This window comes from Actinomyces ruminicola (assembly GCF_900103885.1).
GTDB classification, from domain to species: domain Bacteria; phylum Actinomycetota; class Actinomycetes; order Actinomycetales; family Actinomycetaceae; genus Actinomyces; species Actinomyces ruminicola.
Genome location: NZ_FNIM01000023.1, coordinates 1 through 21,047, shown reverse-complemented (window position 1 = coordinate 21,047; position 21,047 = coordinate 1). Strand labels below are relative to the sequence as shown.

Annotated in this window: 18 protein-coding genes; 10 read left to right on the top strand and 8 right to left on the bottom strand. The window is 70.7% G+C overall.

Annotated features, from left to right (window positions below):
• Positions 1-4: 4 nt before the first annotated feature.
• The 4 genes from BLR49_RS12240 to BLR49_RS12225 all read left to right on the top strand — a co-directional run bounded on the left by BLR49_RS12240 (position 5) and on the right by BLR49_RS12225 (position 3,958).
• On the top strand, positions 5-631 hold the full coding sequence (locus BLR49_RS12240) for a class I SAM-dependent methyltransferase (RefSeq protein WP_092538019.1): 627 nt from the start codon (positions 5-7) through the stop codon (positions 629-631).
• A 139-nt stretch (positions 632-770) separates the two neighbouring features.
• Complete coding sequence (locus BLR49_RS12235) at positions 771-1,511, top strand: hypothetical protein (RefSeq protein WP_092538017.1); 741 nt, start codon at positions 771-773, stop codon at positions 1,509-1,511.
• Between the two features lie 141 nt (positions 1,512-1,652).
• Positions 1,653-1,880: a hypothetical protein gene (locus tag BLR49_RS12230; protein WP_092538015.1), complete on the top strand. Its 228-nt coding sequence runs from the start codon at positions 1,653-1,655 to the stop codon at positions 1,878-1,880.
• Positions 1,877-3,958 (top strand): hypothetical protein, encoded by a 2,082-nt coding sequence (locus BLR49_RS12225; protein ID WP_092538013.1) that lies wholly within the window; start codon positions 1,877-1,879, stop codon positions 3,956-3,958. The genes BLR49_RS12230 and BLR49_RS12225 overlap by 4 nt, the downstream gene beginning before the upstream one ends.
• A gap of 84 nt (positions 3,959-4,042) precedes the next feature.
• Here BLR49_RS12225 and BLR49_RS12220 read toward each other — a convergent pair whose 3' ends face one another.
• Positions 4,043-4,450, bottom strand: coding sequence for a phage holin family protein (locus BLR49_RS12220; protein ID WP_092538011.1), 408 nt, complete (start codon positions 4,448-4,450; stop codon positions 4,043-4,045).
• 81 nt (positions 4,451-4,531) lie between these two features.
• Here BLR49_RS12220 and hisC point away from each other — a divergent pair, with 81 nt between their 5' ends.
• Positions 4,532-5,602 (top strand): histidinol-phosphate transaminase, encoded by a 1,071-nt coding sequence (gene hisC, locus BLR49_RS12215; protein WP_218121362.1) that lies wholly within the window; start codon positions 4,532-4,534, stop codon positions 5,600-5,602.
• A gap of 19 nt (positions 5,603-5,621) precedes the next feature.
• On the opposite strand, the gene BLR49_RS12210 is transcribed toward hisC, so the two are convergent.
• Positions 5,622-6,752 (bottom strand): YwiC-like family protein, encoded by a 1,131-nt coding sequence (locus BLR49_RS12210; protein WP_176765878.1) that lies wholly within the window; start codon positions 6,750-6,752, stop codon positions 5,622-5,624.
• A 599-nt stretch (positions 6,753-7,351) separates the two neighbouring features.
• Between BLR49_RS12210 and BLR49_RS13800 the strand changes: the two genes are divergently transcribed.
• A complete protein-coding gene (locus BLR49_RS13800) occupies positions 7,352-7,897 on the top strand; it encodes a hypothetical protein (RefSeq protein ID WP_245690709.1) in 546 nt (181 codons plus the stop codon).
• 212 nt (positions 7,898-8,109) lie between these two features.
• Here BLR49_RS13800 and pgm read toward each other — a convergent pair whose 3' ends face one another.
• Positions 8,110-9,789: a phosphoglucomutase (alpha-D-glucose-1,6-bisphosphate-dependent) gene (pgm, locus tag BLR49_RS12200; protein WP_092538004.1), complete on the bottom strand. Its 1,680-nt coding sequence runs from the start codon at positions 9,787-9,789 to the stop codon at positions 8,110-8,112.
• Between the two features lie 217 nt (positions 9,790-10,006).
• Between pgm and BLR49_RS12195 the strand changes: the two genes are divergently transcribed.
• Together BLR49_RS12195 and BLR49_RS12190 are read left to right on the top strand one after the other, a co-directional pair.
• Positions 10,007-10,414, top strand: a complete 408-nt coding sequence (locus BLR49_RS12195) for a Rid family detoxifying hydrolase (protein ID WP_092538002.1) — start codon at positions 10,007-10,009, stop codon at positions 10,412-10,414.
• Positions 10,415-10,508: 94 nt separating this feature from the next.
• Positions 10,509-11,957, top strand: a complete 1,449-nt coding sequence (locus BLR49_RS12190) for an ATP-binding protein (protein ID WP_092538000.1) — start codon at positions 10,509-10,511, stop codon at positions 11,955-11,957.
• 131 nt (positions 11,958-12,088) lie between these two features.
• Here the strand turns inward: BLR49_RS12190 and BLR49_RS13895 are convergent, their stop codons facing one another.
• The 5 genes from BLR49_RS13895 to BLR49_RS12165 form a co-directional block, all read right to left on the bottom strand.
• Positions 12,089-13,315: a Gfo/Idh/MocA family protein gene (locus tag BLR49_RS13895; RefSeq protein WP_218121361.1), complete on the bottom strand. Its 1,227-nt coding sequence runs from the start codon at positions 13,313-13,315 to the stop codon at positions 12,089-12,091.
• A 71-nt stretch (positions 13,316-13,386) separates the two neighbouring features.
• Positions 13,387-14,196 (bottom strand): carbohydrate ABC transporter permease, encoded by an 810-nt coding sequence (locus BLR49_RS12180; protein ID WP_092537998.1) that lies wholly within the window; start codon positions 14,194-14,196, stop codon positions 13,387-13,389.
• A complete protein-coding gene (locus BLR49_RS12175; protein ID WP_245690708.1) occupies positions 14,196-15,041 on the bottom strand; it encodes a carbohydrate ABC transporter permease in 846 nt (281 codons plus the stop codon). Before BLR49_RS12175 ends, BLR49_RS12180 begins: the two co-directional genes overlap by 1 nt.
• 220 nt (positions 15,042-15,261) lie before the next feature.
• Entirely contained in the window at positions 15,262-16,662 is a 1,401-nt protein-coding gene (locus BLR49_RS12170; protein ID WP_245690707.1) for an ABC transporter substrate-binding protein, read from the bottom strand.
• 62 nt (positions 16,663-16,724) lie between these two features.
• The gene (locus BLR49_RS12165; protein ID WP_092537996.1) at positions 16,725-17,720 is read right to left on the bottom strand and encodes a carbohydrate kinase family protein; all 996 of its coding nucleotides are present in this window, start codon (positions 17,718-17,720) and stop codon (positions 16,725-16,727) included.
• Positions 17,721-17,832: 112 nt separating this feature from the next.
• Between BLR49_RS12165 and BLR49_RS12160 the strand changes: the two genes are divergently transcribed.
• Both BLR49_RS12160 and BLR49_RS12155 read left to right on the top strand, forming a co-directional pair.
• Entirely contained in the window at positions 17,833-18,582 is a 750-nt protein-coding gene (locus tag BLR49_RS12160) for a DeoR/GlpR family DNA-binding transcription regulator (RefSeq protein ID WP_176765876.1), read from the top strand.
• Entirely contained in the window at positions 18,579-19,991 is a 1,413-nt protein-coding gene (locus BLR49_RS12155) for a family 4 glycosyl hydrolase (RefSeq protein ID WP_092537992.1), read from the top strand. Before BLR49_RS12160 ends, BLR49_RS12155 begins: the two co-directional genes overlap by 4 nt.
• Positions 19,992-21,047: the final 1,056 nt, after the last annotated feature.

Sequence of the window (21,047 nt, the reverse complement as noted above, 5' to 3'; positions counted from 1 at the left end):
CCTCGTGAACTCTCGGCAAAGACAGTGGGAGTCCCGCTACACCGCCGCCAAGCGCCTGTGGTCCGGCGCGCCCAACGACTGGCTGTCCCGCGCCGCCGACTGGGAGCCGGGGCGCAGCCTCGACGTCGGCTGCGGCGAGGGAGCCGACGTGCTGTGGCTGGCCGAGCACGGCTGGTGCGCCACCGGCGTCGACTTCGCCCCCACCGCAGTGGAACGCATGCTGGAAGAGGCCCGGCGCCGCGGCCTGGCCGCACGCGTGCACGGCCTCGTCCTGGACCTGAGCGCCGGCCCGTTGCCGGAAGGCCCCTTCGACCTGGTCACCAGCTTCTACGTCCACGGCGGCCCGGACCCCGGCGGCCTCAATCTGCCCCGGCTGCTCGCCCGCCTGGCCGCGCTCGTGGCCGACGGCGGCCGGCTGCTCACCGCCGTGCACTGCACCAACCCGCCCTGGCACCGCCACCACGCCCTCACCTACCGGCCCGAGCAGCTGGCCGACGCCGTCCTGGACGCCGCCCCCGGCACCTGGGAGGTGGAGACGGCCGCGGAGCGCTGGCGGGAGGCGATCTCACCGGACGGTGAAGCGGGAAGGCGTTCCGACGCCGTCGTCTGCCTGCGCCGCACTGCCGCCTGAATCCGGCTGCCCGGCCGGTTCGGGCGGCGAGAGCAGGGACGCCGGGCCGGTGGGATGTCCACGCCGGCACACGCGCTCGAAATGCGCCTCGCGGCGTGGGGCGGGGCCGCCGGGGCCGGGCGGCGGGGAGGATGGGCCCATGAGCGAGCCCCGCAGTCGCCCCGCGCCCGCGCCGGGCCCCGACGACGCGCCCCAGTGGGCCAACGACCTGGTGCCGATCGCCGAGTACGCCCGCGCACTGCTGCGGGCCGACGCGCCCGCGCTGCTGGTGGCCGTGGTCGTCGTGCTGGCGACTCCACAGCTGGTGGTGCATCCGGCGCCCTGGGTGGCGGCGGTGTGCGTGGCGCTGGGTGGCTTCATCGCGTTGCGGCACGGCGGACGGGCCCGGGCGGCGGCCGATGCGTCGACTGGCGGCACTCGTGCCGCAGCGCCTCGGTCCGAGTCCGAAGGCCGCCCCGGGGCGCCTCGAGCCGACGCCGGAGCGGCGGCGGGCGGACTCCGCCCCGGCGCTCGCACCGGCGCCCTGCTGGCGGTGCTCGACCTGCTCCTGACCGCCACCGGCCTGGCCGCGCTGGCAGGCCTGGCCCTGGCCGGAGCCGACCGGGCGCTGCTGGTGGCCGCCGCTGGGGCCGCCACGGGCCTGACCGCGGGCGTCGGCGCGTCAGCCGTCATGGAGCTGATGGGACGGCGCAGCAACGGTGCGGTTGCGGCGCTCGCGGTGGCCGTCATCGCCGTGGTCGCGTACGGCTTCGCCCGCCTGGCGCCCACCTGGTGGTGGGTGCTGGGGCTGGCGATCGGCGCGGACGCCGTCAGCCTAATCGCCCTGCGCGCGGGCGCTCGAAATGACCGCCGGGCGGCCCGACCGGCCGACAACGCATAGCCCCGGCCGCGGCACGCGACTCGGGCGGGGCGACCGCACGAATGGGGCCCCGTAATCCACAGGGCGGGTTCGTGCGCCCCCGCGCCCGCCGCGTTCACAGCCTCCCTGCGGGCATCGCCCCGTCCCTCCTACCGTCGGGGCATGTCCTCCTTCCTACTCGCCCTCGCCGCCGACAAGGCAGCCGTCGGCACCGCCTTGGTCCCCGCCGCTGTTCCGAGCGGCTGGACTGGGGCCGCGGCCACGGCCTGCCAGACCAGCCTTGACGAGGTCGTCGCCCTTGTGGGCGGGCTCGACACACTCATGACCGACGCCCAGAACGCCATGACCGCCCTGGAGACCGCCGAAAGCCAGGAAGGGGCCGGGCAATGAGCACCGCCACCTCCTCCGCCCCGTCCAGCAGCGACCTGGACGCCCTGGGTCAGCTGGACCTGCGCACCCCGCTGGCCAGCACCGTCGACCCGGGCAGCGTCCCCACCGGCACCACCCCGTTCGGGCAGCAGCCCGGAGCCGGGGCGGGCCGGGCCGGAGCCCCTGCCGCCCCCACGCCCACCGGGGACCAGGGCGAGATGGTGTGCCGCCGGGGAGACCCGGTCCTCGGTGGCCCGGCGGGCTCAGGCCCCTACACCACAGACGCGAGCCTGCCCTACAGCCTGACCTGGCCCGGTATGGCCGCCGGTACCGGCGTCGTCATCAGCGGTGGAGCCTTTGGGGTCAACACGGATGACCTCACCGGCTTCGCCGCCACCCTCAACGCCGCCGCGGACTGGCTGGAGGACGCCCGCGACCTGGCACTGACCTCCCTGACGGATCTGCGCTGTGACGGCTTCGGAATAAACATGTACGGCCAGCTGAACATCGGCGCCGACGGCTCGTTCAGCCTGGGCTTCAGCTCCGCGCACGACGCCCTCACCTCGGGCGGCGCGCAGTGCTACTCCTTCGCAGTCGACCCCTGCGCCACCGAGCGCGCCACCGCCGTCTCCGCCCTGGAGGCGCTCACCAGCGGCACCGGCTCCCTCGACGACGCCGCCAGTCGCCTGCGCACACTCGCCACCGACATCACCTCCTGCACCACCGCCTACACCGACGCCGAGTCGGGCGCCGACGGCCAGTGGGCGCTGTTCCTGCAGGCGGCGCGCCTGGGCTCCGAGGTGTCGGGCGTGATGCCGCCCGGCGCCTTGGCCAAGACGGCTGTCACGGCCCTGGCCGTCCTCAGCGCGGACGGCGCGACCCTGCCAGACGGCATTGACGACGTGCTCCAGGGCCTCGAAACGGTGCTGGCCGATCCCCTGCTCGACGACTGGGTCACCACCGACCTGATGCTCATTGTCGGCCTGGCCCTGTGGGCGCAGCAGGCGGGGACCGGCGCCGAGGCCGCCGTCATCGAGACCTACATCGGACGGGTTGCCGAGGAACTGGATCCCGCCATCTCCGCCGTGCTTCCCGACCAGGTGCAGGTCGGCAGCCGCACGGTGGATACCAGCACGCTGACCCCGATGCAGCGCGTGGCCTACTACCTGGCGGTACGTGCCGAGCAGTCCGGCGCGGCCCGCCACGGGCAGCCCACCGGCGTGACCGTGACCCCGCACGGCGGACAGTCCGTCACGGTGCCGACCGGCGTGAACGACCCCTTCGGACTGGGCACGGCCGTTCCCGCCGTCGCCGCCCTCGGGGCGCTGCCACCGTCGGGTGCGGCCGCCCCGCAGCCGGGCACCGCCGCCGAGGTCATCCGCTACTCCGCCGACATGAAGGGCCGTGACCAGGACATCTCCTCCGGCGTGGTCTCCGTCCTGCGCACCGACCACGCCGACGGCACCACCTCCTGGCTCGTCGTCATCCCCGGCACCACCGACTGGGGCAGCGGCGACTCCAACCCGCAGGACCTGCTGACCAACCTCCAGGCCGTCTCCGGGCGCCCGACAGACATGGAGACCGCCGTCGTCACCGCCATGCGGGAGGCCGGCATCGCCCCGGGCGACAGGGTCGGCCTGTACGGCCACTCCCAGGGCGCCATCACCGCCGTCAACGTGGCCGCGGACCCGGCCGTCAACGCCCAATTCAACATCACCAACCTGCTCACCGCGGGCGGCCCCACAGCCGGGGCGAGTCTGCCCGAGAGCGTCAACGCCCTCCACATCGAGAACACCGGCGACGCCGTGCCCGCGCTCGACGGCGCCCCCACCCCGCGTACGGCCACCCGTACCGTGGTCACCGTGGACACCCACGCCGCCGGCGTCGACGGCTACCCGCACGGGGCGCTGATCTACGCCGACGCCGTCGACGGGATCGGCGGCGACCCGCAGATCGACCAGTGGACCAGGGAGCTTGCGGGCCTGACCGGGGCAGGGGAGTCCGGTGCGCAGACCACCGAGATCGTCTTCGACATCACGCGCGATACGCCGCAGACGGGCTGGGAGCAGGTCGGGGGCTACTTCGGCAAGCGGGGCTGAGCGCCAGAGCACTCCCGGCGGCGCCCTCCAGGCCCGAGGCGAGGGCGGTGCGCCGCAGCGTCGACTTGGCGGGCAGGACCCGAGCTACCGGTCGTTCGGGCCCAGGACGCCGACGATGATGGCCGAGGCGATGGACACGATCAGGGACCCCACGATCGCAGTGCCGAAGGAGGCCACATGCAGCCCCAGCGCCATTCCGGCCCCGTCGCTGACCCCGGCGAGCAGGTCCGTGATCCGGCTGGTCAGCATGAGCATCGCCCCGTTGACCACCAGCGCGAACAGCCCGAAGGTCACCACGTACAGCGGGAAGGCCAGCACGCGCGCCACCGGCTTGATCAGCGAGTTCACCAGTGCCAGCACCAGGCCCACGACCAGCAGGTTGACCACGGTCAGCGCCAGGCTCGGCGTGCCCGGCACGGACATTCCGTCCAACAGCGCCACCGCCAGCCACAGGCCGGCCGCATTTCCAAGCGTGCGAACCATCAAGTCCATGCATCGATTCTCCCAGACGCCGGCCACGGCCAAAACCGGATGCGGGTCACTAAGTATGGCGCCGCGTGCCAGGATGGACGCATGACCGACGTGCACATCCGCTCCGCCGTCCAGACCCTGCCCGCCTATGTGCCCGGCGCCCGCTCCCAGGGGGAGGGCATAGCCAAGCTCTCCAGCAACGAACTGCCCTATCCGCCGCAGGAGGGCGTGCTCGCCGCCCTGAGCGACGCCGCCGCCGGGGTCAACCGCTACCCGGAGATGACCGGGGACGCGCTCGTGGAGGCGATCGCGCGGCGGCACTCGGTCACCCCCGCGCAGGTGGTCGTGGGCAACGGCTCGGTCGCCCTGATCCAGCACGTCCTGGACACCGTGTGCGACGAGGGCGACGACGTCGTCCTGCCGTGGCGCTCCTTCGAGGCCTACCCGATCTGCATCGCCGTCGCCGGGGCGCGGGCCGTCAAGGTGCCCCTCACGGCCGACGGCCGCCACGATCTTCCCGCACTGATCGACGCCGTCACTCCGCGTACCCGTGCCCTGCTCGCCTGCACCCCCAACAACCCCACCGGCCCGGCCCTGACCGCCGCGGAGCTGGCCGCACTGCTCGAGGGTGTCCCCGAGCGGGTGCTCGTGGTGGTGGACGAGGCCTACCTCGACTTCGTCACCGACCCGGAAGTCGGTGATGCGCTGACCCTGTTGGCGGAGCACCCGAACCTGCTGGTCAGCCGCACCTTCTCCAAGGCGCACGCCCTGGCCGGGATGCGCGTGGGCTACCTCGTGGGCGAGCCCGGCATCATCTCCGCCATCCGCTCCGTGGCCACCCCCTTCGGCGTCAACCTGCCGGCGCAGGCCGCGGCGATAGCCGCCCTGGAGCCCGAGGCCCTGGCCGAGACCGCCCGGCGCGCCGCCGCCGTCGCCGCCGAGCGCGACCGGGTGCTGGCCGGGTTGCGTGAACAGGGCTGGCAGGTGCCCGACGCGCAGGGCAACTTCTACTGGCTGGCCGTGGGGGAGCAGACCACCGCGCTCGCCGAGCACCTGCGGGCGCACGGCATTCTGGCCCGCCCGTTTGCCGGGGAGGGCGTGCGCGTCTCCGTGGGCACCCCGGCCGAGAACGACCGCGTGCTTGCCGCCACCGCCGCGTGGCGCGCCCGCTGATCGGCGTGGCGGCCTACCGTCAGTGAATGGCGATGGTCGCCAGGAAGAGCAGGCAGAAGACGATCTCGGTGATGCCCAGCGTCCGCGGGCGCAGCGGGGTGCGGTGGTGGGCGCGCACCAGGCGCCACTGCCGCAGCGGAATGATCAGGGAGCGCGCTGCGAGCACCACCCACAGCGCGGCGTGCGCCCACGGCAGCCAGCCGCCGCCGGCGAGCCACACCGTGGTCCCGGCGACGAGCGCGTGCCATGCGACCGCGCCCGCCAGCAGTGGCCGGTTGAAGCGCTCGCGGATCATCGACTTGATATACGGCACCGTGCCGCAGAAGTAGGCGGCGGTCAACGCGGTGACCAGCCACATCCACGCCCAGCCGGTCAACAACCCGTTGGGGGAGCTGCCGGGCAGGCTTGCGGCGTCGGCGCCCAGGCCCAGGAACCCGCCCCGGCCGCCGACTCCGAGCGAGTAGGTGATGGCCGAAACCAGTGAGGCGGCGGCCGTGGCCGCCAGTCCCGAGAGGAGTGAGCGCTCCCGGCCGCGCCAGGCCTCCCACAGGGCGATGCCGAACAGCGGGGCCAGCGGCACCGCCCACTGCAGCAGGTACGGGGCCACGGACAGCGTGATGACGCCGAGCAATGCCGTCCAGCTGGTGTAGATGACCAGCGGCGGCAGCGCCAGCGCCCGGCGGCGCGGTGAGCGGGCGCGGGCCCACTGCGACCACGCCCAGTAGGTCAGGTAGGCACCCAGCCAGGCGGGGACGAACAGCAGGTTCACCCAACTGAAACCGCCCACGATCCAGCCGACGATCGGCGGCAGCAGCAGCATGTAGCTCGCCCCGTGCTGGTTAGGAAGCCAGGCGCCGTGGTTGGAACGCGAGGCCGAGGCGCCCGTCGCGGAGGAGCCCGGCCGCGGGTGCGTGGCGCCTGTGCGGGCGGCACGCGTGGACGAGGGGCGCACGGGCTCGCCGGTGGCCAGCAAAAGGTCGTCCTCAGGGCCGGGGCGGGACTGCTGGTGCGGAATGGCGCCGCGCGGGCCGCGGCCAGCGGAGTTCCCCGGAGCCATAGGCGTAGCGGTGGAAACGGGATCGTCCTCCGGCTGCCCGGAGACGTACTCGATGTGGCGGTCGGCGGGGTCCGAGGGGCGCTGCTGTGTCACGCCGGTCAGCCTAATTCGCGCGGAACTGTCATGGAATGCACCACTTTCAGCTGTCGCCCATCCTCATTGCCGAACCGATCCGCATGATGCTGCTCCCGGATTCTCGACTCGTGGGTAGGGCAACGAGAAAGTGGTGCATCCAGTGACACGATGGCGGTTTCCGAGGGCGGAAACGGCTGTCCGGGTGGGCTGCTGGGCGCGGAGAGGCGCTGGGAGATACCGGGTTTTCCACAGGTCACGACTGCTCATTGAGTATTTATGGTGATGTTTGACAGCATTTGATTGTGGATCGCATTGATAGGGAGGGGCGCCTCTTGGCTGACCTGAGTCGCTGCGGCGCCGCGCGACGCGCAAGTCTGTGCCGTGACCGTTCCGACTGGCGTGCCCTCGCAGCTTTAGTGGAGGGAGGCAGGGTCAATGCCTATCCACAGGGGGTCGTTGCGCTGCCGGGGGCAGACCGGGCAAGGGTTGTGGCCAGGCGCGTCGGTGGCCTGCTCACTTGCGGGCACGCCCTTGCCCACTACGGGATTCCCCTCCGCCAGGAGCCGACTGTTGTTCACGTCGCTGTTCGGCGTGGGCGCAGTCATACGCCGTCTGGAGTGGGCCGGGTCGTTATCCACCGGGTTGAAGGGCTGGCGCCGCTGGACCCACTGGAGCCGCCGATTGCCGATCCCGAGACCGCCGTGCTGACGACTATGCGGTGCGCCGAGGAACTGGACGCCTTGATCGCGCTGGACGCCGCTCTGCGGATCGGGCTGGTTAGCAGGACCATGCTTCTGGCCAGGCTGGCCGGACCTCGCAACGGTCGCCTGCGGTCCCTGTTGGGACGGGCCGATCCGCGGGCGCGATCCCTCCTGGAGACGATTGCTCGGTACGACCTGCAGGAGGCCGGCCAAGATCCGCAGGTCGCCGCCGATCTCGGCTTTGAGGTGGACCTGCTCATGGGGCGCTTGGTCATCGAGACGGACGGATACGCGTATCACGGCGACCGGGACTCCTGGGAGAACGACCATCGACGCGACCAGTCGCTGCTGCGACGCGGTTATGTTCCGCTCAGGCTGACCAGTGCCCAGGTGCTCTCACGGCAGACGGTGCAGCTCGTCGAGCCGGTGGCGCGCCGCATGGGTTGCTGGCGCGAGAGCTGAGCGGTCGTCAGGTCGGCGGGAAGGAGACCGACTGCGACTCGTGGCGCCCGGACGCCTCGGGCTGGCTGGGCGCCTGTGGCCGGGGCTGAGTGATCTGCGAGGCCGGCTACTGCGCACGTGAGGGCAGACTGCAGCTGAACCCGTTGGCCGTGCGTTCGGGGCCGGCGGTGGGTTTCCCCAGCGCCGGCCCCGAATGGGTTGTGTGGCAGTGGTCAGGCGCCGAGGGCGGCGGAGACCACCTGCTTGGCCTCCTCCTGTACCTGCGCCAGGTGCTCGGTGCCCTTGAAGGACTCGGCGTAGATCTTGTACACGTCCTCCGTGCCCGAGGGGCGCGCGGCGAACCAGGCGTTCTCGGTGGTGACCTTCAGCCCGCCAATGGGGGCGTCGTTGCCGGGGGCGCGCACCAGGCGGTCGGTGATCGGCTCCCCGGCCAGCTCCGTGGCGGTGACGTCCTCCGGCGACAGCGCGGCCAGCTTGGCCTTCTCCTCCTTGGTGGCGGCGGCGTCGATGCGGGCGTAGGCGGAGGCGCCGAAGCGCTCCACCTGCTCCTCGTGCAGCTGGGAGGGGGTCTTGCCGGTGACGGCGATGATCTCGCTGGCCAGCAGGGCCAGGATGATGCCGTCCTTGTCCGTACTCCACACGGTGCCGTCCTTGCGCAGGAAGGAGGCGCCGGCGCTCTCCTCGCCGCCGAAGCCGACGGAGCCGTCCAGCAGGCCGGGCACGAAGTGCTTGAAGCCGACCGGCACCTCCACCAGCTTGCGGCCCATGGCGGCCACCACCCGGTCGATCAGGCTGGAGGAGACCAGCGTCTTGCCGACGGCGGCGTTAGCCGGCCAGCCGGGCCGGTGGGTGAACAGGTACTCGATGGCCACGGCCAGATAGTGGTTGGGGTTCATCAGCCCGTCGGGGGTGACGATGCCGTGGCGGTCGGAGTCGGCGTCGTTGCCGGTGGCGACGTCGTAGGGGGTGTTGCCGTCGGCGTCGGGGGTCATGGCATTGCGCAGCGACGCCATGGCGTTGGGGGAGGAGCAGTCCATGCGGATCTTGCCGTCCCAGTCCAGGGTCATGAACGACCAGGCCGGGTCCACCTTCGGGTTGACCACGGTCAGGTCCAGGCCGTAGCGCTCGCCGATGGCGCCCCAGTAGTCCACGGAGGCGCCGCCGAGCGGGTCGGCGCCGATGCGCACGCCGGCCTCGCGGATGGCGTCCATGTCGATGACGTTCTCGAGGTCGGCCACGTAGGTCTCGAGGTAGTCGTGCTTGATGACGTAGTTGCCGTCGAGCGCGTCGGCGATGGGCACGCGCGGCACGTCCCGCCAGCCGTCGGCCAGGAGCTCGTTGGCGCGCGCGGCGATCCAGCTGGTGGCGTCGGAGTCGGCGGGGCCGCCGTGCGGCGGGTTGTACTTGAAGCCGCCGTCGCGGGGCGGGTTGTGCGAGGGGGTGACGACGATGCCGTCGGCCAGGCCCGGGCCGGTGGTGCGCACGCCGGACTCGGTGCCGGCGCCGTTGGCCAGCAGGATCGAGTGGGAGACGGCGGGGGTGGGCGTGTAGGAGCCGCGGGCGTCGACGGCGGTGGTGACGCCGGCGCCGGAGAGCACCTCGATGGCGGTGCGCCAGGCCGGCTCGGACAGGGCGTGGGTGTCGCGGCCGATGTAGAGCACGCCGTCAGTGCCCTGGGACCGGCGGTACTCGACGATCGCCGCGGTGGTGGCCACGATGTGGGCCTCGTTGAAGGCGGTGTCCAGGGAGGAGCCGCGGTGCCCGGAGGTGCCGAAGACGACCTTCTGGGCCGGGATGGCGGGGTCGGGGACGAGTTCGTAGTAGGCGTTCACGACCTCATCGACGTCAATGAGGTCCTCTGGCTGGGCGGGAAGTCCTGCGCGTTCGTGCATGGGTGCAGTGTGTCACGGACCACTGGGCCTGTCCTGCGAATCCCGGAAGTCGGACGTATTGGTCTTAGTGGTGCTGGACTCGGCGCGGTGCTCGTGGCGGCGACGGCGCGGCGTTCGGTAGGTCATTGGTGCCGGTCTCGGCTTGTTACTCGTGCCGGTCTCGCGGGGCGACGACGGTCGCGCACGCGCCTGGCGGGCGCGCGGCTAGGATGCCCGCATGTCGACCGCTGCACAGACCGCCATTGCCACCACCAGCGCCCCGGCCGCCGTCGGTCCATACTCCCAGGCCGTCTCCACCGGGGAGGGTCCCGGTGCCACGGTCTACGTCTCCGGGCAGGTGCCGCTCGACCCGGCCACCGGCAAGCTGGTCGACGGCGGCATTCAGGTGCAGGCCGAGCGGGTGCTGATGAACATCGGCGCGATCCTTGAGGCCGCGGGCCTGGGGTACGAGCACGTAGTCAAGACCACGGTGCTGCTGGCCGACATCGCCGACTTCGCCGCCGTCAACGAGGTATATGCGCGCTTCTTCACCGGCGCGGTGCTGCCCGCCCGGGCGGCCTTCCAGGTGGCGGCGCTGCCGCTGGGTGCGGGCGTGGAGATCGAGGCCGTCGCGCTGCGGCCCTGAGGCCGGGAGCGCCGGCTCTGTACGCCGGCCGCCCTGCTGACAGGCCTACTGACAAGCTACTGACAACTACTGTTAATTTCTTTACAGTAGACGCATGGACGTGATCGGCAGGGAACCTCCAAGCAGGATCGACTTCGAGTCACTGGTAGCGGCAGACCCGCGACAGCGCGGGGTGATGCTCGTCGGCGCGCCGGAGAACCAGTGGTTCGAGCGCAAGTCGGTGCGCGTCGACGCCAAGCGGCTCGCCGCCGCGCTGATCGGGATGGCCAATGCTGAGGGCGGCATGGTGGCTGTGGGGGTCAGCGAGGGACGAATCGAAGGCATTGACGGCGAGACCCGCAAGGTAAACCGACTACGCCGGGTTCCGGTTGATCTCATCGATCCGCCGCTCGTACTCAGAGTGGAGGAGATGCCGGTCGAACACTCCGACCGCACGCAGGACCATGTCCTGGTGTTTCTGGTGGAGCCGAGTCGTCACGCCCATCAGCGCACCGACGAGGAGGCCTTTGTCCGGGCCGGTGACTCGACCATCACGCTGAGTCGGACGGCCTGGCAGGAACTCGTCTACGACCGTGAGGCCGATGCCTATGAGGCGCAGCCCGCTCCGGTCGGCCTAGAAGGTGTGGACTCGGCTCGTGTAGATGCGCTTCGGAAGGCTATTGACGCGGTAGGGGATGACCTGCACGTACTGCGCGCACGTTCTTTGGTAACTCCCGATGATCGATTGACGGTTGCCGGACTGCTCCTGGTGGGGGTGCACCCGCAGCGGTTCCTCCCGCAGGCACTCGTGCGCGTGCTGCGATACCAGGCCGATGAGACCGGTGTGGGATCACGCCAGACGATGGTTGCCGACGGCGATCGCCGCCTGGAGGGCACGATCCCGGAGATGATTGAGGCCGCATTCTCCCTGGTTGAGGATTGGGCTCCACGCCGTCGTGCACTCGGCGTAGACGGCAAATTCGGTCCGGTGGATGTCATTCCTCGCGAGGCGTGGATGGAGGCGATCGTCAACGCAGTCATCCACCGCTCGTACTCGATGGCCGGCGACCACATCCGGGTCTCGATCTTCCCGCATCGTATTGAGGTCTCCTCGCCGGGCCGTTTCCCCGGACTGGTCGACCCGTCCCGACCGCTGGAGATAGCCAGATATGCGCGTAACCCGCGTATCGCGCGCGTCTGCTCGGACCTGGGATTCGCTCAGGAACTGGGTGAGGGGATTCGTCGCATGGTGGGGCAGATGCGCCAGGCAGGTCTCGGCGACCCGGTGTACCGGCAGACGTCGACGAGCGTAATAGTGAGTCTGGATGCCGCCTCGCGAATATCGACGACGGTTGCCGACCGACTTGGCCAGCCCGCGCTCGATGCCATGGCGTTGCTGCGCAGCACCGGGCCGCTCGGTACTGCGGACATTGCTGAGGCGATGGGTGTCACCCGCCAAACGGCGCTGAAGCGCCTCAAGGCTCTGGAGGCCGAGGGATTGGTGATGCGCACCGGCAGGTCGCCGCGCGACCCGCGATCTACGTGGGTCATCCCCGGGACCTGACCAGCAGGTGCGTACCGCCGACGGTGTGGATCCCGCAGGCGCCTGCTACTGACAACGCTACTGACAACTACTGTTAATTTCTTAACAGTAGTTGTCAGTAGTTGGCAGCCGTTGTCAGTGGGCGCCGGCCCTCAGGCCCAGTCCTCGACGTCGGCGGTCACGTCCCGACCCGACGCGACGGCCTCGTCGATGGCGCATGACAGCAGGTGGTCCTGACAGGCCTGCGCCAGTGGGTAGGGGGCCGGGCCCTCCTCGCGCGCCCACCGGCCGGTGTCCTGAAGGATGGTGGCGACGGCGAGGTCGTCCTCGCTCATGCGCGTGCCGACCCACGGGTTGCGGTAGACGACCCGCCCATCCAGGCTGGCGTGGACCAGGTCATTGCCCTCGAGGTTCAGGTCGCGCCCGGTGCGCCGGTACTCGATCCGGCTGGTCACCGCCCCGGCGTCGGGCACCCAGCGGGTGACGGCGTCGTCGACGATCTCCCCCAGCGTGCCTCGCACCAGCACGCGCCGGGACAGCAGCGGGTTGTGCCACTGGTTCGAGGTGAACTCGTAGACGCCGGTGCGGCCGGAGTCGAAGGCGAGGGCGGCCAGCACCGTCTGACCGGGTTCGACGGCGGGCACCGTATTCCAGCCGTCGCGGTCCAGCGGCTGGAGGAGCGGGGTGGGGAAGCTGCGGGCGGTGACGGTGACGGGGCCGGCCAGTGGGGCGCCGTCGTCGGCCAGGAAGTGCCGCAGCAGCGAGACGGCGTGATAGCCGTGGGTGGAGGAGACCTGCGCCCAGGTGGGGGTGCCGATGGTGCCGGCGCGGATGGCCGCGAGGCGGGCGGCGTGACCGGGCATGCGCGGGTACTGCTCCGCCACCTGGACCAGGCCGGAGTCGCCGACGTCGTGCCACAGGGCGCGCAGCGAGTCGGGGTCGGGCGCGGGCGGGGTCTCGGCTAGGACCGGGATGCGATGGCCCACGAGTTCGCGGATGAGTCCCGGTGCGGCCGCCCAGCTGACCAGCGGCAGGACGAGTTCGGGGGAGCGGGCCAGCAGGCCGTCGAGCGAGTCGGTGACGGCGACGCCGAACTCCTGGGCCAGGGCCGCGCGCGACTCGCTGCGCCGGGCCAGGGCGCCGACGCACTCCAGGCGCTCGGGGGCCATGGCGGCCAGGCGCAGGAAGAAGCGGGCGCGCCAGCCCGCGCCGACGACGCCGAAGCGCACCGGTCCGCCCGGCGGCGGGGCCGGGCTCTGGTCGGGCATGGGGGCGCTGTAGGGGCGGGCCGGTTCGGGGGCAGGTGGGTGCTGCGGGTAGTGCGGGGCGGGCGCGGGTGGAACGGGGGTGTGGGCGGTGGCGTGGGTGTCGCGGCTCATGGAGGCTCCTTCGACTCCGGCAGGATGGCAACGACGCTATACCCCGGCCGAGGTGGGGAGCAACGGTGTGCTCACCCCTTGACGGCGCCCTCCGTCATGCCTGAGATGAACTGCTTTTGCAGCAGCAGGTAGAGCACGATCATCGGCAGTGCGACGAGCACGGCGCCGGCGGCGAGCAGGGTGGAGCCCTGCGTGTACTGCCCCTGGAAGAAGGCCAGGCCGAGCGGTGCTGTGCGCATCTTGCCGGAGGGGGACATGACCAGCGGGATCAGGAAGTCGTTCCAGGTCCACATGAAGGTCAGGACTATCTGTGTGACGATCGCCGGTCGGCCGAGCGGGAGCAGAATGGAGGTCAGGATGCGCACGTCCCCGGCGCCGTCAATGCGGGCGGCCTCGAGAATGGCGGGGTCGACGCCGCGGAAGAAGGCACGCATCCAGAAGGTGCCGAAGGCCAGGGACTGCGCCGTTTGGGGCAGGGCCACCGCCCAGATCGTATCCGTCAGGCCGGCGTCGCGCAGGTCGAAGAACAGTGGCAGGACGATTGCCTCGGAGGGCACCATGATGCCGAGTAGGAAGACGTAGAAGAGAATGTCTCCGCCGCGCGGCCGGAGGATGCCGAGCACGTAGCCGCTCATGAGCGATAGCACGAGCGCGAGGGAGACCACCAGCACGGCGATGATCACCGAATTGGTCATGTATTGGGAGAAGTGGCCCTGCTCCCAGGCGGTGGCGAAGTTCTCCAGGTGCCAGAAGGAGTCGTCCCCGATCCGCTCGGACTGAAGCGCGAGCACGAGCACATAGAGGATCGGGACCAGCGCCTGCGCGGCGAAGGCGACGAGGACGACGTAGTTGAGGACCTTCTCGGTCGTGGAGGCCCGCATCAGTCGCGCTCCCCAAGGAGGTTGATGGTCAGATTTATGGCGAAGATGACCAGGGTCAGGATGACCGCCAGAGACGAGGCCGTGCCCACGCTGCCGAGTCGGAAGGCCTGGTTGTAGACCTCGTAGGAGGGGACGGTGGTGGAGGTCCCGGGCCCGCCGGAGGTGGTGACGTAGACGAGGTCGAAGGTCTTGAGCGCGGCGATGACGGTAAGCGTGAGCGATACCAGGATTTCGGCCCGCACGCCGGGGATGGTTATGTGCCAGAAGCGTCGCCACCAGCCGGCGCCGTCGAGGGTGGCCGCCTCGTAGTAGTCCTTGGGAATGTTTGAGATTCCGCTCATTAGCAGCACGGTGACCAGCCCGGTGCTGACCCAGGTGCCGATGAGCCCGACGGCGATGAGCGCCGTCGAGAAATCGCCCAGCCAGGTGCGGGTCAGAGCGTCCAGCCCGATGCCCCGGAGAAGGGAGTTGAGCAGGCCGTCGGGTGCGTAGATGCGCCGCCAGGCGATGGCCAGGACCACCATCGCGATCACCTGCGGCAGGAAGACCACCGTGCGGAAGAAGCCCAGTCCGCGCACCTGGGTGCGAGTCAGCAGGGTGGCCAGTACCAGGCCCACGGCCAGCGGGATGACGGCGTAGAAGATGATCAGGATGAGCGCATGCAGGAAGGCCCCCAGTAACCGCTCATCGGAGAAGGTCGTGACATAGTTCTGCGCCCCGACCCATTCCCCGACGCCGAGGCCGTCCCACCGGTAGAAGGACAGCATGAGCACTCGTCCCAGGGGATACAGCATGAACAGGCCGTAGACGAGTAGTGGCAGGGCGAGCAGAGCAACCGATATCACTGCACGCCCCTGCCGCTTGCTGAGCAGGCGCCGAGGGCGTGTGTCGGCGGTTCGGGACGGCCGCGGTGTCGCGGCGGTGCCGGGCGCAGCGGGTGGTGCAGTCATGGTCATCCTCGTTGAGCATGGACGGAGCCGGGCGCGACCTCCATTCGCCGGCGGCTCCGGGTCGGAGTCCGTCCCAGGCCCGCAACCGCCGGCGTTATGGCTTGAGCCCCCGGGCTCATTCCCCGGTGAACTCGGTGTAGGCGGCCTCCAGCACCTCGAGGAACTGCTGAGGCGTGGACTTGCCGTCCAGGAGGCCCTGGAGCGCGTCTCCGAGAACCTGGTCGAAGGTGGGGGTCGCGTAATCGAGGTACGGGAGCACCTCACCGGTGGATGTGAGCGAATCGAAGGCGGTCATGACGTCATTGGTCACGCTGGTGTCGTCCGTGGCGAACGAGGACGTGTCATTGACGGGCACGTTGCCGGTGTCCGCCAGCACCTGCATGGCGTCGGCGTTGGTGATGAAGTCGATGTACGCGGCGGCGACATTCGGGTCCTTGGCCGCCGAGGTGATGGCGAAGGGCAGGCCGGTGCCGCCGGTGCTGGCGACCTTCCCGTTCTCGGACGACGCCGGGGGCAGCATGAAGACCACGTCGTCGCCGAGAACATCGGCCAGGTCCGGGGCCAGCCAGGAGCCGGCCATGAGGTAGATGCCGGTGCCCTTGGCGAAGTCCTGCCAGACGGTGTCATAGTCGAGGCCGTTGAATCCTTCGTTGAAGTAGCCCTTCTTCGCCCAGTCCTGCAGCTCGGTGGCGGCGGCCAGGTTCTCGTCGGTCACCCATGAGGCCCCGGCGTTCCCGAAGCCGAGGTCGCGGATCTGCTCGGCGGGGACGTGTGCCCCCTGGACGGGACCGAAGACGTGCAGGGCGGGCCACTTCTCGACGTTGCCGAGCATGAGGGGGGTCTGGCCGGCGTCCTTGATCGTCTGGAGCTGCTTGCCGAAGGTCTCCCAGGTGGTGGGCGGTTCGAGCCCGAGTGCCTGCAGCCGTGAGGGCGAGTAGTAGATGCCCACGGCCTCGCCGACCTGGGGCAGGCCCCACAGTGATCCCTCTCCGAAGATGGTCCCGTCCTCCGAGTAGCGGGAGTAGGAGAGGATGTCGGGGCTGTAGCTCTGGTCCCAGCCGTAGGCGCTGATCCAGGGGTCGAGGCTGATGAGCTGGCCCGCCGGGACGAATTGCCCCATGGTGTTGCGGCCGTTGTTGGCCTGAACCACGTCGGGTGCGTCGTCGCCGGTGAGTGCCAGGCGCAGGGTGGTCTGCAGGTCGTCGAATGACTGCGAGACCCGGTTGATGGTGATGTTCGGATACTTCTCCATGAACGCGGCGTTGAGGCGCTCCATCTGCTCGTTCTGTCCGCCGCGGGTCTCCTGGTCCCAGACGGTGAGCGTCTGCTCGGGCAGGCCCGAGATGTCGGTGGTGACCTCGACGGTGCCGGCGGAGGCGGTCGAGGAACCGCCGCCTCCGGGGGCGCAGGCGGTCAGGATCCCGAGGGTGGCGAGCGCGCCGGATCCGATCAGGAGACGACGACGGGTGATTGAGATCCGACCCATCGACGTTGATGGGGTGGTGCGGGGGCGCATTGGCCTTCTCCTTTGCTTGATGGTTGGAGTCGTGTCGGTTGTCACGGCTGTGGCGGGCGCTGTCAGGTCTTCGTGAGTTCGTCGGGGGTGGCTCCGTCGGCGATGAGGTCCAGGAACTCGGCGCTGAAGCCATCCGGCAGGGGCGTGGCGCGGACCAGTGCCGCCACCTGGGCCGGTGTGGGCGCGTTGAGCGAACCGCCCGGACGCCCCAGGGTGGCGGCGGCCGTGGCGGAGGCCAGGCTGACGGCCGCGCGCAGCGCCAGGCCGTGCAGGCGGGCCCACACGAGCCCGGCGGTGAAGGCGTCCCCGGCACCGGTGGTGTCCACCACGGGCGCCTCCAGGGCCGGCAGGACGAAGAGGTCCCCGCCGTCGCAGGCGATCACGCCGGCGGGCCCGCGGGTGACCACCACGACGGGCACCCGCTCGGCCAGCAGCCGGGCCGCCTCGGCGGCGCTTTCGGCCCGGGTGTAGTGGAGCGCCTCGGTCTCGTTCGGGGTGAACACATCCACACGGTCCAGCGGGGCGAGGTCGTCCGCGCTCCAGCGTCCGGTCGGGTCCCAGGCGGCGTCGGCGAAGACGGCGGTCGGGGTCGCCTCGGCGCGCCAGCGGGCGATCGTCTCCCGGCCCGCGCGAACGGCCCCCAGGTCCGCCACGAGTGCGGCGGGCGCGGGAGCCCCCGCCGGCAGGCCCGGGGCGGCGTCGCAGCCGCAGGTGGTCATGGCGCGGTCGCCGTCCAGGGCCAGGGAGACGGTGACGCTCTGCCGCGGGGCGGTTCGGGCGCCGGACAGGCCGATCCCCTCGGACTCCAGCATGTCGCGCACCATGCGGCCGGCCGGGTCCGCTCCCAGGTACGTGCACAGCCCGGTCGGCAGACCGAGGCGGGCCAGGGCGACCGCCTGATTGGCGGCGCCGCCCGGCATGAGGGCGCAGTCCTCGACCCACTGCTCCTCGCCGGGGGCGGTGGCGTGGCTCAGGCCGCTCATGACGACGTCGAGGAAGGTCGGGCCGACGACGAGGACCGGGCGACTTGGGTCGGCGGGTGCGGCGCGGTGCGACATGTGACCTCCTCGTCAGACGCACTGGTTGCTGCGGCGCACACCACTGTACGCGAAGTTGCTTAAAACTGCTCACTCTTGCACGCGATTGATGTCATTACGATAGACTATGCCCATGTTGGCTCAGCAACGCCGCTCGGCGATCGTGGAGATGGTCAGGGAGCGCGGCGGCGTCTCGGTCACCGATCTCGCCCGCGCGCTCGACGTCTCCGCCTCCACCATTCGCCGCGACCTGAACGCCCTGGGGCGCGAGGGCAGGCTCCAGCGGGTGCGCGGCGGCGGCACGATCGAGGCGGACGCCCAGCCCTTCGCACACGTAGCCGCCCGGGCGGCCGAGGAGAAGGACCGCATCGGCGCCGCGGCGGCCGGGCTCGTGCGCGACCGGGACGTCGTCCTGATCGACATCGGCACCACGGGTGCCGCCGTCGCCCGGCACCTACGCGACCGGGACGTCACCGTCGTTACCGCCTCCCTAGCCGTCGTCGACGTACTGCGGGAGGACCGGCACGTTGAGCTGATCGTGCTGGGCGGGGTGCTGCGCCCCTCCTACCTGTCTCTGGTGGGCGGGCTGACCGAGAACGCCCTGGCCCAGATCAGCGCCGACATCGCCTTCATGGGTACCTCCGGCGTGCGGGCGGACGGCACGGTCATGGACTCCACCGGCATCGAGGTGCCGGTCAAGCACGCGCTTCGGGCCGCGGCCGAGCGCACCTGCCTGGTGGCCACGGCCGACAAGTTCCCCGGGGCCGGGCTGCTGCCGGTGTGCCCCATCAACGAACTCGAAGTCGTCATAACCACCGCCGCTCCCGGCACCGCCCCGCTGCCGGACCTGGCGGGCACAGCTACGGAGGTGCTGTTCGCATGAAACTGCTCATTGTCGGCGGCGGCGGGTTCCGCGTGCCCCAGGTGATCGAGGTACTGGCGGCCGCTCGGGCGGGCTCCGGCACCCACCCGGGGCTGGTGGTGGATGAGGTGTGCCTGTACGACGTCTCCCCGCGGCGCCTGGACGCCATGCGCGCCGTACTGGCCGACCTCGACTTCCCGCACGCACCCGCGCTGACATCCACCACGCAGCTGGAGGAGGCGGTGCGGGGGGCCGACTTCATCTTCTCCGCCATGCGAGAGGGCGGCACCCACGGGCGCGTGCTGGACGAGCTCGTCGCCCTGGAGCAGGGCGTGCTCGGGCAGGAGACCGTGGGCGCCGGCGGCTACGCCTACGCCTTCCGCACCATCCCGGCGGCCATGGAGCTGGCCCGCACCGTCCGCGACCTCGCCCCCGAGGCGTGGGTCATCAACTTCACCAACCCCGCCGGCATCATCACCCAGGCCATGCGCACGGTGCTGGGCGGGCGCGTCGTCGGCATCTGCGACACCCCCATCGGGCTGGTGCGGCGGGCGACGACGGCGGTCGGCGGGGATGCCGCGCGCGCGTCCCGGGTCGGGCCGGGGGCGGGGGTCGACTTCGACTATGTGGGCCTGAACCACCTGGGTTGGCTGCGCAGCCTTGTGGTTGACGGTCAGGACCGGCTGCCCGGTCTGCTCGCCGACGACGCCGCCCTGGACCGCATGGAGGAGGCGCGCATCATCGGCTTCGACTGGGTGCGCGCGCTCGGGGTGCTGCCGAACGAGTACCTCTTCTACTACTACCTGGGCCGGGAGTCGCTGGAGCGCATCCGCGCTGAGGCGGAGACCCGCGGCCAGTTCCTGGAGCGGAGGCAGGGGGAGTTCTACGACGCCGTCGCCGCCGATCCGCAGCGGGCGGGCCAGCTGTGGCTGCGCGCGCACGCCGAGCGCGAGGCCACCTACATGGCGGAGTCCCGCGACGCCGCCGACCGCGCCGGGCGCCGCGAGGAGGACATTGCCGGCGGCGGCTACCAGCAGGTGGCCCTCGACCTGATGACCGCCGTCCACACCGGGGTGCCCGCCCGCATGATCCTCGACGTCGGCAATGCCGACGCGTGCTCCGCCGACGGCGGCGGGCTGCTGGTGCCCCAGCTGCGCGAGGACGCCGTGGTGGAGGTCCCCTGCATCGTCGACGACGACGGCGTGCACCCGCAGCGGGTGGGGGCGCTCGGCGGGACCGAGCTCGGGCTGGTGGCTACGGTAAAGGGCTGCGAGGAGCTGGTGATCGATGCCGCGCTCAGCGGGGACGAGATCCTGGCCTGGCGGGCGCTCGCCGGGCACCCGCTCATCGACTCCGTCAACGTGGCGCGGCGGGTGCTGGACGGCTACCTGGAGCGCAACCCGCTGGTGGCTAGGACGTTTGGGCGGTGAGGGTTGGGCTCAGTGTGTCTGTTAAGTGCGGCTAGACGTGCGGTCCCCGTGCTGCTCATCAACCAGGTTTTCGGGGTGGGTTGGAAAGAGTGACGTGCTCACTCTATAGAGTGAGGATCTCACTGTAGAAAGTGACGTTGTCACTCTAGAGAGTGAGGTTCTCACTGAAGACGTCCGGATTGTCCGGTTTGCGGGTTGGTGCGTTGGCGACGAGTCCTACGGACATCGAAGGGGCGGTAAAGCCGTCGAGGACGTGGGGTAGTCGTCGAGGACGCCGACCCGGAGGGCGTTCTCGACGGCGAGGGAGCGTTGTCGGCGTTGGACCCGCGTCCTGGGCGGCTCGACCGCGTTGTGGGCCGACTGCTTGCGAGTTCGAGGCAGGCCCGAAGGGTTCCGCCTCCCACACCGTCGTCCACGTCCGCCGGGTGCCTGATCGGCGGTGTCAGTGGGTGGTGCGCCTGCGCCGCTGCGCGCCCACTGAACCCGCTCCCGCCTTGGCGCCGTCGTCCGCCACGGCCAACGTACCCACGCCACTCGCCGAGGCTGTACGAACAGCACGCCCCATACAGGAATCCCCGGACATCCAGGTTGAGAGCATCATCGTGAGTGCTAAGTGGGCGATAATCGGCGCCCTTACCAGGGGGTGCCTCCAGGGTGTTGTCCGTTCGGGGTGTGTTTTGGCCGGTGGGGTCGGGTTGTCTGTCCCGGCCCCACCGGCCCGTGGCGTTGAGGGGAGCCGGCCCGGGGTTCCCATCTCCCGGGGGCTCTCGCCTCCTTCGCCGGAGCGGACCAGCGTGGGCTCCCATATACCCTCGTGGTTCTCGGTGGCGGTGTCGGTCTTTGGGCTCCCCAACCCTCGCGATCCGCACCGTCCGGCGGCAGGACTCATATAACCCCTCCGACCTGGAAGCACACCCCCGCCGGGCTGAGAAGCTCCGGGGAAGTGGCGGCCGTTCAAGGTGTCCCGCCCCTGGGGTGGGTCCCGGGCTTGGCTTGGCCTGCTGCGAGCCTTTGTCCTCTGCTGCGATGTTTTGTGCTCTGGTGTGCGGGGAGTAC

Excerpts from the sequence above, each read along its gene's own strand:
- BLR49_RS12195 (WP_092538002.1), top strand. The coding sequence starts at position 10,007 with ATGTCGACCGCTGCACAGACCGCCATTGCCACCACCAGCGCCCCGGCC.
- BLR49_RS12230 (WP_092538015.1), top strand. The coding sequence starts at position 1,653 with ATGTCCTCCTTCCTACTCGCCCTCGCCGCCGACAAGGCAGCCGTCGGC.
- BLR49_RS12170 (WP_245690707.1), bottom strand. The coding sequence starts at position 16,662 with ATGCGCCCCCGCACCACCCCATCAACGTCGATGGGTCGGATCTCAATC.
- hisC (WP_218121362.1), top strand. The coding sequence starts at position 4,532 with ATGACCGACGTGCACATCCGCTCCGCCGTCCAGACCCTGCCCGCCTAT.
- pgm (WP_092538004.1), bottom strand. The coding sequence starts at position 9,789 with ATGCACGAACGCGCAGGACTTCCCGCCCAGCCAGAGGACCTCATTGAC.
- BLR49_RS12165 (WP_092537996.1), bottom strand. The coding sequence starts at position 17,720 with ATGTCGCACCGCGCCGCACCCGCCGACCCAAGTCGCCCGGTCCTCGTC.
- BLR49_RS12190 (WP_092538000.1), top strand. The coding sequence starts at position 10,509 with ATGGACGTGATCGGCAGGGAACCTCCAAGCAGGATCGACTTCGAGTCA.
- BLR49_RS12235 (WP_092538017.1), top strand. The coding sequence starts at position 771 with ATGAGCGAGCCCCGCAGTCGCCCCGCGCCCGCGCCGGGCCCCGACGAC.
- BLR49_RS12180 (WP_092537998.1), bottom strand. The coding sequence starts at position 14,196 with ATGCGGGCCTCCACGACCGAGAAGGTCCTCAACTACGTCGTCCTCGTC.
- BLR49_RS12220 (WP_092538011.1), bottom strand. The coding sequence starts at position 4,450 with ATGGACTTGATGGTTCGCACGCTTGGAAATGCGGCCGGCCTGTGGCTG.
- BLR49_RS13895 (WP_218121361.1), bottom strand. The coding sequence starts at position 13,315 with ATGAGCCGCGACACCCACGCCACCGCCCACACCCCCGTTCCACCCGCG.
- BLR49_RS12155 (WP_092537992.1), top strand. The coding sequence starts at position 18,579 with ATGAAACTGCTCATTGTCGGCGGCGGCGGGTTCCGCGTGCCCCAGGTG.
- BLR49_RS12225 (WP_092538013.1), top strand. The coding sequence starts at position 1,877 with ATGAGCACCGCCACCTCCTCCGCCCCGTCCAGCAGCGACCTGGACGCC.
- BLR49_RS12160 (WP_176765876.1), top strand. The coding sequence starts at position 17,833 with ATGTTGGCTCAGCAACGCCGCTCGGCGATCGTGGAGATGGTCAGGGAG.